The sequence below is a fragment of the Clavibacter rahimiani genome, assembly GCF_052654495.1.
Window position 1 is genome coordinate 2,680,080 of the sequence record NZ_CP199790.1, and the last position, 12,470, is coordinate 2,692,549.

General features: G+C 72.4%; 10 protein-coding genes and 1 tRNA gene. 5 read left to right on the top strand and 6 right to left on the bottom strand.

What is annotated here, in order from left to right; translation table 11 throughout:
* The first annotated feature begins 20 nt into the window (after window positions 1-20).
* Window positions 21-92 (top strand) — tRNA-Arg (locus ACT7CP_RS12680).
* 22 nt (window positions 93-114) lie between these two features.
* On the opposite strand, the gene ACT7CP_RS12685 is transcribed toward ACT7CP_RS12680, so the two are convergent.
* Together ACT7CP_RS12685 and ACT7CP_RS12690 are read right to left on the bottom strand one after the other, a co-directional pair.
* Complete coding sequence (locus tag ACT7CP_RS12685; RefSeq protein ID WP_445442508.1) at window positions 115-1,227, bottom strand: type I restriction endonuclease; 1,113 nt, start codon at window positions 1,225-1,227, stop codon at window positions 115-117.
* Between the two features lie 188 nt (window positions 1,228-1,415).
* Window positions 1,416-2,966 (bottom strand): SNIPE associated domain-containing protein, encoded by a 1,551-nt coding sequence (locus tag ACT7CP_RS12690; RefSeq protein WP_445442509.1) that lies wholly within the window; start codon window positions 2,964-2,966, stop codon window positions 1,416-1,418.
* A gap of 205 nt (window positions 2,967-3,171) precedes the next feature.
* Here ACT7CP_RS12690 and ACT7CP_RS12695 point away from each other — a divergent pair, with 205 nt between their 5' ends.
* The 4 genes from ACT7CP_RS12695 to ACT7CP_RS12710 all read left to right on the top strand — a co-directional run bounded on the left by ACT7CP_RS12695 (window position 3,172) and on the right by ACT7CP_RS12710 (window position 7,400).
* Window positions 3,172-3,954 carry an L-threonylcarbamoyladenylate synthase gene (locus ACT7CP_RS12695; RefSeq protein ID WP_413964177.1) on the top strand — a complete coding sequence of 261 codons (783 nt, stop codon included), beginning with the start codon at window positions 3,172-3,174 and terminating at the stop codon, window positions 3,952-3,954.
* A 355-nt stretch (window positions 3,955-4,309) separates the two neighbouring features.
* Window positions 4,310-4,660, top strand: a complete 351-nt coding sequence (locus ACT7CP_RS12700) for a histone-like nucleoid-structuring protein Lsr2 (protein WP_413964176.1) — start codon at window positions 4,310-4,312, stop codon at window positions 4,658-4,660.
* Window positions 4,661-4,879: 219 nt separating this feature from the next.
* Complete coding sequence (locus ACT7CP_RS12705) at window positions 4,880-6,376, top strand: hypothetical protein (protein ID WP_445442510.1); 1,497 nt, start codon at window positions 4,880-4,882, stop codon at window positions 6,374-6,376.
* Between the two features lie 229 nt (window positions 6,377-6,605).
* Window positions 6,606-7,400, top strand: a complete 795-nt coding sequence (locus ACT7CP_RS12710; RefSeq protein WP_445442511.1) for an AfsR/SARP family transcriptional regulator — start codon at window positions 6,606-6,608, stop codon at window positions 7,398-7,400.
* Between the two features lie 42 nt (window positions 7,401-7,442).
* Here ACT7CP_RS12710 and ACT7CP_RS12715 read toward each other — a convergent pair whose 3' ends face one another.
* The 4 genes from ACT7CP_RS12715 to ACT7CP_RS12730 form a co-directional block, all read right to left on the bottom strand.
* A complete protein-coding gene (locus ACT7CP_RS12715; RefSeq protein WP_445442512.1) occupies window positions 7,443-9,515 on the bottom strand; it encodes a prolyl oligopeptidase family serine peptidase in 2,073 nt (690 codons plus the stop codon).
* A 57-nt stretch (window positions 9,516-9,572) separates the two neighbouring features.
* The gene (locus ACT7CP_RS12720; RefSeq protein ID WP_119434481.1) at window positions 9,573-10,070 is read right to left on the bottom strand and encodes an HNH endonuclease; all 498 of its coding nucleotides are present in this window, start codon (window positions 10,068-10,070) and stop codon (window positions 9,573-9,575) included.
* A 357-nt stretch (window positions 10,071-10,427) separates the two neighbouring features.
* Window positions 10,428-11,279, bottom strand: a complete 852-nt coding sequence (locus ACT7CP_RS12725) for a C40 family peptidase (RefSeq protein WP_445442513.1) — start codon at window positions 11,277-11,279, stop codon at window positions 10,428-10,430.
* 403 nt (window positions 11,280-11,682) lie between these two features.
* Complete coding sequence (locus tag ACT7CP_RS12730; protein WP_445442514.1) at window positions 11,683-12,381, bottom strand: iron-dependent transcriptional repressor DtxR; 699 nt, start codon at window positions 12,379-12,381, stop codon at window positions 11,683-11,685.
* Between the last annotated feature and the right edge of the window lie 89 nt (window positions 12,382-12,470).

Genomic DNA, 12,470 nt, shown 5'->3' on the forward strand with positions numbered 1-12,470 from the left:
CCGCTACCATGGGTCGGTCAGCCTCTGTAGCTCAATGGAAGAGCAGTTCCGTCCTAAGGAAAGGGTTGGGGGTTCGAGTCCCTCCAGGGGCACCGCGCATCTCGCCGCCCGCGTCTAGGCGCCGATCGGCTCCCCCGCGTGGATCCGGATGGCCTCGCGGATCTCGTCCGCGTGCGCGTAGATCTCGTCCAGCGACCCGATCGGGTGCCGCGTCTCCACCTTGTGCGCGTCGAAGAGCCCGAGGTACTTCTGCCTCTTGCCGTTGAAGTGCAGGCGCGCGATCGGCTTGCGGTTGTTGTCGTCCAGGAGGATCGCGAGATAGGACTTCGCGTCGCGGTGGACCACGCGCTGCGGCTTCACCTCGCTGCACGCGATGGCCTTCACGATCTGATATCCCTCGAGCTCCTCGAGCGTGGTCTCGATCTCCGTGTCGCGGTCGAGGTCCGCTGCGACGACGTCCTCGCTGGTGATCACGTCGGCGGACGGGGTGGTCGGCGCGGACGGGAACGCAGGAGCGCCGAGCGCCGTCTTCAGGCGGTCGTTCACCTGCTCGTTCAGGTACTGCTTCGACGCCTTCCCGACGAGCGTCGTGAACTGCTCGCGCACCTTCTCCGTGAACATCCCGTCGTACACGCGGCGGGTGAGGAGCTTCACCCATTCCGGCGTCGGCTCGCGGAACTCCGCCGCGATCGCCCGCTTCAACGCACCGACGTACTTCAGCTCACCCGCGGCGCTGATGATCGAGTCGAGGTCGAACACGTCCTTCGTGAGCTTCATGAGCTCCGGCAGCAGCGTCTCGTCGATGTCCGCGAGGTCGAGCACGAGGAACGGCTTCTCGTCCATGCGGTTCGGCGCGTCGAGGTCCGTGTAGAAGTGGTAGACCTCGCCGTTCGTGAGCACCGCGATGCGCGCGTTGGTCACCGCGAAGTAGCGGAAGAGCTGCGAGGCGTGCTCGATCTTGAGCGGCTCCGTCGACTTCTTGCACTCGATGAGGATCTGCACCTCGCCGTCGCGCATGATCGCGTAGTCGATCTTCTCGCCCTTCTTGAGGCCGAGGTCCGCGGTGAACTCCGGCACCACCTCGAGGGGATTGAAGACGTCGTACCCGAGGATCGTGGAGATGAACGGCATGATGAACGCGTTCTTCGTCGCCTCCTCCGTCTGGATGGCGTCACGCTGATTGCGGACCTTCAGGGCCAGGGCGGCCAGGCGTTCGGCGAATTCCACGGGGACTCCCTCGTCTCGGTGGGTCAGACGATGCGGGCGATGCGTGCACATGGAGATGGGCGTGCCCCCATTTCGGGACGAGCGCCGAATCGCATGCGGGCGCTCCGCGATGTCACCCTCGCCCTCGCGATGGCGCCCCGTGCGCTCCGTGCGCTCCGACATCGGATCCCGCCGTCACCGGCCAGCCATCACGAGGCCAGCACCGGCTCCGTCCCCTCGAGCGCTCGGCTCGCCCGGTACTCCTCCGCGGCCGGGTGCAGAGCGAACTCCACGATCTCCACGGCGTGCGCCTTCAGCGCCTCCAGCACCTCGTCCGGGGTGACGTAGAAGAACTCCCGGCGCAGGTTGATCCGGTTGACGCGGTGCTCGGCGAACGTGCGGTGCAGCATCGCCTCGACCCCCACGGCATCGTCCGCGAAGAACAGCGCGTGCACGTCGAAGCGGAAGGGGACGGAGGCATCGCCGAGCTCGACGACCCGGTCCATGGGCTCCAGCCGCCGGGTCATGCCGATCTTCACCATGCGCTCCCCGAAGGCGCCCACGTTCGAGATGACGTAGACGTATCCGGCGCGCACGTTCGCAGCGCGGTAGTCGACCTCGACGAGGGCGCGGTCGACGTCGTCGATGCGCGCCTGCATGCGCGCCGCTCCCTCGAGGTCGCCCTTGCTCTCGAGCGCTGCCAGCGTGGCGGCGTAGTGGGCGCGCTCCTTGTCGAGGCGGTCGTGCTCCGCCTGGAGCTCGGCGGAGGCCTTCGCCTGCTCGCGCAGCTCGGCCCGGCGTTCCCGCTCCATCTCCTTCTCCGCCTGCAGGACGCGGAGGTGGGCGCTCGCGAGCTGCAGCTCCTCCAGCCGGAGCTCGTGGTACCCGTCCTCGATGCGGAGGTCGATCATGGTGCCGCTCCTCGCGATCTGCTCCGCGGCGCGGGTCAACCGCGTCTGCGCCGTCTGCAGATTGCCCGCCCTCGTGGCCTTCAGGGCGTTCTCCGCCTCGGCGTTGTAGGCGCGCAGGAGGACCTTGGACATGTCGCCGACGAACTTGCGCCCCTGCGCCTCCGACCCGTTGAAGGTGAAGCCGGAGGTAGCGGTCACCGCCTTCTTGTCCCGCACCGCGTTCTTGATCGTGTACCGCAGGGCCTCCAGCCGCGAGGCGAGCTCCGCGGAGGTCTCGGCCGGGTGGTCGTAGTCGAACAGGCCGACGCCCTGGAGGTCCGCGGTCGTCGTCACCTCGACCAGCTCCGCGCGGGCCGCCTGGATCTGCGCTTCCAGGAGCCGGCGGGTCTCCAGCCGCGCGTGCACCTCCTCGTCGACCGCCGCGAGCTCCGCCTCGGCCCGGGATCGCGAGGCACCTGCCTCGGCCAGGATCCGGTCCCGCTCCTCGCGCGCCGCGGCGACCAGCGAGGCCGCCGCCTCGGCCCCTGTCCGCCGGCTCGCCTCCGCCTCCTGCTCGGCTGCTGCGCGGTAGTCGTCGATCTCCGCGAACGACCGTGCACCGTGGCGCGCGATCAGGTCCTCCAGGACCGCGATGTGCGCCTCCGCGGAGGCAGCCCGCTCCCGGGCGTCGCGCTTCGAGAGACGGTCGACAGGAGGCGCCGCGAGCGGGGCCGGTTCCTCAGGAGCCGACTCCTCGGGTGCGGGGACAGCCTCCGGCTTCTGCTGCACGTGATCCGTCCACTGCACGCCGTCCCACCAGCGGATGTAGCGGGGGTCCTGGTCGTCGTACCAGCCGGCAGCAGCGCTCATCCGCCCAGGCTAGGCAGCGACCCCGGCCATCAGGAGCCCCCGTTCGAGGCGGCCTCCCCTGTGGACGCTCACCCGCCCCGCCGCTCCCCCGCGCCTACCGTCATCCCCACCGCCCTCCCGCCGCACACGCGGCACGACGCACCCCGCCCCGACGCAGGTGCGTGCGGGCGGCCCCCGTCCCGCTACCCACGAGAGGCACGCGCCCATGACCGACACCACCCGCACGATCCCCTGGGACGGCACGCTCGACCCGCGGGCCGCCGCGGCCCTCGAGGCGCCCGGCGGCCTCGTCGTCGCCGCCACCAAGGTCGGCTACATCCTCATGACCACCGATGGCACGGGCCTCGAGCGCAAGTTCGACGCCAAGCAGCGCAACCGCGACAAGCCGGGCGTGGTGCTCTGCACGAGCATCGAGCAGCTGCAGGAGCTCGCGGTGCTGAACGACGAGATCCTCGCCTTCTACCAGGAGCACTGGGATGCCGACGTGCTGCTCGGCTGCATCCTCCCGTGGCGCGAGGACGCGAAGCACCTCATCCCCGACGCGGTCGCGGGCGAGCTCGCCATGGACCGCCGCGGCACCAGCTGCTTCGTGATCCGCTTCGGCCGACCCGCGGAGCAGCTCGCCGAGCGGCTGTGGCAGAGCCGCCGCCTCTCCTTCGCGAGCTCCGCCAACCCGTCGGGCCAGGGCAACCGGGGACGCGTCGAGGGGATCGGCGAGCGCATCGAGCAGCAGGCCGACGTGATCGTCGCGGCCGACGACTACGTCGCCTCCATCCAGCCGGGCCTCGACGAGACGAGCCGGCACGAGCAGGGCGTCATGGTCTCCATGGTCGACGCGGCCGGCGCGCTCGTGCCGGAGCAGCGCGGTGAGCGCTCGGTCACGCCGAACCCCACGCTCATCCGCCGCGGCCTCGCGGTCGACGTGATCATGTCGGCGCTCGCGCGGTCGTTCCCGTCGTGGGACTACCGCCACGGCGAGTACTACTGATCCCGACCGGCACCGGCGAGGGCCCGCGGAGCACGTCTCCGCGGGCCCTCGCGCGTCCGCTCCGGTGTTCGTCGGAGATCGCAACGAATTCCGCCACTGAGGAGATTCTCGGCGACGCTCCCGGTGAATGCGCCCTCGCGCCGACCCCGCATCACCGCTAATCGACGCGGAATGGCCGCTCGTGCCCATGGGCAATCCGGATTCGCACGCCGGAGCGCCGATACGGACACGATGCACGGGCATTAACCACGTTCATCGACGCATTCGGCACATGTTGTCGGAATTCACGCCGAGAACAGGTATCGTGTGGATCGCCGCATCATCTGATGCACCATCTGCAAGGAGAGGAACAGACGTGGCTCGCAAGGTTGTCACCACGCTCGTCGACGACATCGACGGCGTCGTCATCGAAGAGGGAAAGGGCGAGACCGTCCCCTTCGCCCTCGACGGCGTGAATTACGAGATCGATCTGAGCGACGCCAACGCCGCCAAGCTGCGCGAGGCGCTGGACACCTACGTCGACCGCGCGCGCCGCGTCGGCCGCGCCTCCTCCGGCCGTTCCTCCAGCCCGCGCCGCTCGTCCTCGAGCGCCCCGAAGGAGGACCTCGGCGCCGCGCGCGAATGGCTGCGCGAGCACGGCCACAAGGTCTCCGAGCGCGGACGCATCTCCGCCGACCTGCTCGAGGAATACCGCGCCAACAAGTAGGCGACACCGCGCGCGATCCGCGCGCGAGCACGACGACGAGGGCCGATCCGCCACAGGATCGGCCCTCGTCGTCGTTCGGCGGCACTCCGTAATGAATTTCCCTGCTCCTGGGATACGGGGGTGTACGACCTCGGCGCGCCGCGTGTCACGCGGGCGTCACGCTCCCGTCGCGGATCCGTCGCGAGGGCGCGAGCATCCTGGGCGCGAAGAAGGAGCACCGTGCCGAGACACCTCGCAACACCCGGGAACGCCCAGCCCGCCACCCGCCGCCGCCGCCCCCTCCGCGCGCGCATCGCCGCGTCGGCCGGGGCAGCGCTCATCGCGCTCGTCGCCGTCGTCGGGATGACCGGCCAGATGCAGTCCGCATCCGCCGCCGTCTCCCTCACGACCCTCGCGCAGTGCAACGACGTCCCGACCGGGGCCGGTGTCGAGGTCCAGTGCGACGTCACGGTCGTCAACCAGCTGGACGTCGCGACCCAGGAGGGCTCCTCCACCGTCACCACGCGCGTCTGCTCCGGCGCGGCGGGCGCTCCGCTCTGCACCACCTCCGTGCAGGAGCGGGCGGGCATCCTCATCGACTCCGTCGAGCAGTGCAACGGCGTCGCCGCGGGCGGCAGCAACGTGATCTGCAACGTGGACGTGATCAACAACATCGTGGGCGAGAGCACCACGATCGCCGCGACCGTCAACCAGTGCATCGGCTCCGGCGAGGGCGGCGGCACGACCGTGTGCGCACCCGTCGCGAACACGACGAACGCGGACATCACCCAGTGCAACGGCTCCGGCAACGGCGGCGGCAGCACCGTGACCTGCACCGTGCCCACCACGGCAACGGTGACCTCGGCGCTGCTGGTGCAGGTCGACCAGTGCAACGGCTCCGCGAGGGCCGGCAGCATCGTGCGCTGCGCCACGAGCGTGCGCAACTTCGTGACCCCCGCCGTCGAGCCCACGGTCGAGCCGACCATCGACCCCACCGTCGAGCCGACCATCGACCCGACGGTCGAGCCGACCATCGAGCCGACCATCGATCCCACCGTCGAGCCGACCGTCGAGCCGACCGTCGAGCCGACGATCGAGCCGACCGTCGAGCCGACGATCGAGCCGACCATCGAGCCCACGATCGAGCCGACCATCGAGCCCACGATCGAGCCCACGATCGAGCCGACCGTCGAGCCGACGACCGAGCCGACCGTCGAGCCCACGATCGCGCCCACCATCGAGCCGACGCCCGCACCGACGCCCACAGCCCCGACGCCCACGCCGACCGCGCCGCTCCCGACGCCCACCGCGCCGACGCCGACCGCCACCGTGCCGATCCCGACGCCGACCGCGCCCACCCCGACCGCCACCGTCCCGGTCCCCACCCCGACCGTGCCGATCCCGACCGCCACCGTGCCGGTCCCGACCGCCACCGTCCCGGTCCCGACGCCCACCGCGCCGACCCCGACCGCGACGGCCCCGCTGCCGACGCCGTCCGCCGGCACGCCGACCCCGACGCCGACCCCGACCGCCGGGACGCCCACGCCGACCGCGGTGACGCCCACCCCGACCCGCACCACCGCGGCGCCCCTCATCCCGAGCGGCACCACGCCGGACGACTCGCTGCCGGTGACCGGCTACGACCCGACGCCCACGATCGGCTGGGGCCTCGCCGCCCTCGTCCTCGGTGCGCTAGGACTCGGGATCCACGCCCGCCGCCGGTCCGCGCAGGGCTAGCCACCACGCGATCCGCCGCCCATCGCCCGTCGATCCGTCGATGGGCGATGGGTCGTCGGTAGCCCCAAAAGCACGCCGGTGGTGGGGATTCGCCTCGGAGCGGTTACCGTGGCCGTGACGGGGGTCGCATGGATCAGCAGGCGCGGGGCAGGAGACTCCCTCCCGCGCGCCGCTCGCCGATCTCCCCGCCCTCCTCACGACGCCGGCGACGAGCCCCCGGGGCGTCGCGGTGATCACCGTCGATGTGCTCGGCGGCTTCCGCATCGCCGGGCTCGGCGCCCTGCCGGGATCGGCGTCGCCGGGTGCGGATCCCGCCGGCGTCAGGCTCTCCGACGGCACCCGTCGCCTCATCGCCGCCCTCGCCATCCGCACCCGCGCTGCTGACCGCGGCACCCTCGCCGCGCAGCTGTGGCCCGACGCGCTCGACGGCCGCGCCGCCTCGAGCCTCCGCTCCGCGCTGGCCCGCCTGGGCGACGGGGGCCGGGAGATCGTCGACCCCGCACCCGGCGGGCTCGTCCTGCACGAGGCCGTCGCGGTGGACCTGCGGACGGCCCGGGCCACCGCGGCCCGCCTGCTCGAGCCGCGCCGGACGGCGACGGACGCGGTGGATCCGGCCGACATCTCGCCGGAGGCCGTCGCGCTGTTCAGCTCCGACCTGCTGCCCGACTGGTTCGACGCGTGGCTGGAGCCCGCGGCCGAGGAGTGGCGGCACCTCCGGGTCAACGCGCTCGAGGCCCAGTCCGACGCGCTCCTCGCGCGCGACCGCCTGCACGAGGCGGCGTCGGCGGCCCGGCGGGCGATCGACGTGGATCCGCTCCGCGAGACCGCGCAGCGCTGCCTCATCGCCGTGCACGTCGCCGCCGGCAACCAGTCGGACGCCCTGCGGGCCTACGGGATCTACCGGACCCGGCTCGACCGGGAGGTGGGTCTCGAGCCGACCCCGATGCTCACCGACCTCGTGTCCGGGCTGCGGACCCGCGTCGGCGCGAGCGTCGGCGCCGGCGCCCTCCGACGCCGCAGCTGACCGCCACCCGGCCACCCCCGCGCCGGACCGCCCGAGCCGGGGTCACCGCCCGACGCGCACGCCCCCGAGCCGCTCCCACAGGAACGCGTGGATGAGCGACTGCAGGCGCGCGGTCGCGGGGTTGTCAGCCGATCCGCCGTGCCCACCGGCCGTGTTCTCGAAGTACCAGGCGTCCTCGACCCCCGTCTCGTGCAGCAGCGCGACCATCTTCCGCGCCTGCACGGGGCCGACCCGGTCGTCGCTCGTGGCCGCGTAGACGAGCGTCGGCGGGTACGCGACCCCCGCGCGGACGTTGTGGTACGGCGAGAAGGTGCGGATGAAGTCCCAGTCCGACGGCACGTCCGGGTCGCCGTACTCGGCGATCCACGAGGCCCCCGCCGACAGCCGCGTGTACCGCCGCATGTCGAGCAGCGGCACCCCGCAGATCACCGCGCCGAACAGCTCCGGGTAGGTCGTGAGCATGTTGCCGACGAGCAGCCCGCCGTTGCTGCGGCCCTCGCAGCCGAGGCGCGCCGGCACGGTCACGCCACGCGTCACCAGGTCGCGCGCGACGGCGGCGAAGTCCTCGTACGCGCGGTGGCGGTCCTGCCGCAGGGCGGCCCGGTGCCATGCCGGCCCGTACTCCCCGCCGCCCCGGATGTTGGCGAGCACGAAGACGCCGCCGCGCGCCAGCCAGCCGCGCCCCACGACGCCGCTGTACGAGGGCAGGCGGCTATTCTCGAAGCCGCCGTAGCCGGAGAGCAGCGTGGGGGCGGATCCGTCGAGCGGCAGGTCCCGCGGCCCCACCTGGAAGTAGGGCACGCGCGTGCCGTCGTCGGAGACCGCGAAGTGCTGCGCGACCTCGAGCCCCAGCGCGTCGAACGACGCCGGCTGCTCCTTGACCGGACGCGGCGCGCCCTCCCCCACGACGCCGAGCAGGAGCGTGGGCGGCGTGAGGAACCCGGTCACCGCGAGCCAGTACTCGTCGGTCTCCCGGTCGGTCGCGACGACGGAGACGGACGCGAGCGGCGTCCCCACGCGCACGTCCTCCTCGTGCCAGCTCGCGGGACCGTGCGACGCCGGCGGCGTGAGCACGCGGATCCGGCTGGCGACGTCCTCGAGCAGCGTGAGGACGAGGTGCCCCGCCGTCCACGCCCAGTCCTCGAGGCTCCGCGACGAGGTCGGGGCGAACAGCACGGCGAGCTCGCGCGATCCCGCGAGGAAGTCGTCGAGGCGCGCCGCCAGCAGCGAGCCGCCCGCGTGCACGACGCCGCCGATCTCCGTGTCCGTGCGCGGTCGCAGCACGAGCCACTCGCGGTGCAGGTCGACGTCGACGTCCTCGGGGACCTCGATCGGCACGGTGCCCGCGTCCGTCAGCAGCAGCGTGCGGGACGTGAAGAAGTCGGGCACCTCGCGCACGACGTCCCGCTCGAACCCCGGCGTGGGGTCGTGCGTGACGTGGACGAGCATGTCCGTCGCCGCGACCGCGTGCACCTCGGGGGCGTCGGCGAGCGCCTGCCCGCGGCTCCAGCGCCGGGCGGTCCGCGCGTACGAGCTCTCGGTGAGGCTGCCGGGGCCGAAGTCCGTGCCGACGAACACGGTGTCGCGGTCGATCCACGACACCATCGTCTTCGCCACGGGCACCTCGAAGCCGCCCGCGACGAAGCGGCCGGTGCGGAGGTCGAGCTCCCGCACCGCCACCGCGTCCCCGCCGTCGGGCGAGAGCGACACGAGCGCCCGGTCCCGCTCCTCCGGCAGCAGCTGCGCGCGCGAGAACTGCCACGGGATGCCCTCGGCCGCACCCAGCGCGTCGAGGTCGAGCAGCACCTCCCACTCGGGAGAGGGCGCCTCGTACTCGTCCATCGTCGTGCGCCGCCAGAGGCCCTGCACGTGCTCGGCGTCGCGCCAGAGGTTGTAGAGGTGGTCCCCGTGGCGCGTCACGTACGGGATCCGCTCGTCGGACTCCAGCACCTCGAGCAGCTCGCCCGTGAGCCCGGCGCGGGACTCCTCGGAGGACCGGCCGAGCGTCCGCTCGTTCTCCGCGCGCACCCACGCGAGGGCGCGGTCGCCGTGGATCTCCTCCAGCCAGAGGAACGGGTCGTCGGGGGTCTCGGAGGCGCGAGCGTCGTCGGTCATCCCCTCAGCCTACGGACGAGGCCCGGCCCACCTCCGCCGAGCCCGGCGCACCCGTGGTCAGGCGGCGGGGGCGAGGAACTCGTCCCACCCGGGCGCCGGCCGCTCCATCCCGCTGACCACCCAGCCGCTCCCCTGCGGCGCCCGCGGCGCCGTGCGGAGCGTCCAGCCCATCTCCTCGGGCGTGCGGTCGCTCTTGCGGTTGTTGCAGGAGAGGCAGCAGGCCACGAGGTTCTCCCACGTGTCCTTGCCGCCGCGCGAGCGCGGGAGCACGTGGTCGATGGTCGTCGCGTTCCGCGCGCAGTACGCGCACCGCCCGCCGTCCCGGCGGAGGACGCCGCGGCGCGACACGGGCACGCGGCGCGCATGCGGGATCCGCACGTAGCGCGTGAGGAGGATGACGGACGGACGGCCCCACGCCCCGCCGCTCCCGAGGATCGGATGCTCCTCGTCCTGGGCGAGCATGGTGGCCTTGCCGCTCAGCACGAGCACCAGGGCCCGCTTGAACGACACGACGGCGAGCGGCTCGAAGCCCGCGTTGAGTACCAGTGTGCGCACGACATCCCTCTCAGACCGGCCTGGACGGCTTCCAGGCATCCGAACGAGGCGCCCCGCCCCCGGGAACACGCGAAGGCACCGCCGAATGCTCGGCGATGCCTTCTAGGAGAGCGGGTGACCGCTCGGGTGGATCCGGTGGATGCCCACCCGGGGATGGTGCCGATGGCCGTGGCGCACGTGCGCATCCATGGTGCGGATGTCGCGTGCGGTGATCATTCGGGCTCCCGGGCGGGTCGAGGGACGTCTCACCGGCCAGGGTAGCTCAGCGGGTCCCGATTGTCCCGGGGAATGCGGAAGGCCGGCGGCGCATCCGTGGATGCGTGCCGCCGGCCCTCGCAGGTCGAGCTCGTGCCGATGTCAGCCGAGGAGGCGGACGAAGTGCACGTTCTGGCTCCAGATGGGGCGCTCCTTGACGCGGTCACCGGGCTTCGGCGCGTCGATGAAGATGCCGTTGCCGGTGTAGATGCCGTCGTGGCTGAAGTCGTTCCACACCACGATGTCGCCGGGGCGGGCATCCGCACGGGAGACGACGACGCCGGCGTTGTGCTGCGCGCGCACGGAGTGCGGCAGGTTCAGGCCGAACTGGGCGAACACGTACTTGACGAGGCCGGAGCAGTCGAAGCCCGCGGGGGTCTCGCCGCCGAAGACGTAGGGCACGCCGAGGTACTGGCGGGCCACGGCGGCCACGCCGCCCGCAGCCGCGGAGGTGGGCGGCGTCTGGTAGACGGGGTTGGCGGCGATCTGCGCGGCCGACGCACCCGTGTAGGTCGTCGCCGTGGAGGCCAGCTGCACGCGGCGCTGCTCGGCGAGGGCGGCCTGCGCGGCCGCGGCCTTCGCGGCGTTGAGCTCGGCGACGGAGGTGGCCGTGAAGCCCTCCTCCTCGACCGGGGTCGACGTCGCGCGGTCTGCCGTGACGACCTGCGCGTTGGCGGCCGTGTAGTCCTGGAGGGAGGTGCCCTCGGCCGTCGAGGTGTGGTCGAGCTGCGATCCGGCGGCGTAGGCCGGGATGGCCATGACGCCGACGAGGCCGGTGACGAAGGTCATGACGACCGCGTTCGCGGCCTTCGTGCGGCGCGAGCGGCCGACGGGGGCGGGCGTCAGGCGCGGAGCGGGTGCCTGGAGCGTGCGGGTCGCGGAGTCGCGACGCGGACGGACGGCCTTCGCGGTCTCGGCGGCGCGGAGCTCGCGGCGAGTGGGCAGGCGATCCATCCCGGGTGCGGGCGGTCGAGTCGGGTCGGACGGGTTCCCGACGGAACCGCTGATGTCACCATGGATCAAGTTGTGAACCTCCTGCGTCTCGACGCCGGGCATGCGGGCGCCCCGTCCCTCCAAGGTCGTCGAGGGGTACACATGCAGGGGACGGGTGTCGAGACGCCCTGCACCGGGCCCGGAACCTCTGTGGTGGTCGGTCGGGCCTGTTCGAGAGTAAGGGACGGGCCCCGGTTTGTCATCCTGAGGGACCATATTTCTAACGAATCCATAACGGCAGACGTCATCCTCACGAGGGATGCGGGGCAGAACCCCCGGTGACGGCGGCGTGCCGTCGCCGTGTGCCCAGTCCGGGGGTGGTCCCCGAGGATGCGCCCGCCGAGCGGCCCGACGGCCGACCCGGTCAGCGCTCGATGAAGATGTGGCCCGCGACCTCGAGCGGCAGCTCGAGGCCCGATCCCACGCCGTCGACGCGCACGAGGACGTAGGCGCCCTCGCGGGAGAAGGATCCGGTGGCGCCCGGCAGGACGCCGGCCTGCTTGAGCTGCGAGAGGAGCTCCGGGTCGAACTGCACGGGCTCGCCCAGCCGGCGGATCACGCCGCGCGCGGGAGCGTCCTCCGTCGTGCCGAGCGACGCCTCGACGATGCTCACCACGCCGGCCATGAACGCGACGGCGGGCGAGTCGCCCAGCTCGTCGAGCCCGGGGATGGGGTTGCCGTACGGGGACTCCGTGGGGTGGCCGAGGAGGTCGAGGATCTTGCGCTCCACCTGCTCGCTCATCACGTGCTCCCAGCGGCAGGCCTCGTCGTGAACGAACTCCCACTCGAGCCCGATGACGTCGCTGAGGAGGCGCTCGGCGAGGCGGTGCTTGCGCATCACGTGGACGGCCTTGCTGCGCCCCTCGGGGGTGAGCTCCAGGTGGCGGTCGCCGCTGACGACCACGAGGCCGTCGCGCTCCATGCGGGCGACGGTCTGCGAGACGGTGGGGCCCGAGTGCCCGAGGCGCTCGGAGATGCGCGCCCTCAGGGGGACGATGGCCTCCTCCTCGAGGTCGAGGATGGTGCGGAGGTACATCTCCGTCGTGTCCACGAGATCAGTCATCGGGCCTCCCTTGCGCCAGGGACCAGCCTACTTCCCCGGGTGCGGGATGGACGGCGCGGGGGCGCGGGAGGCCCCCGGCTCCGCGGGCA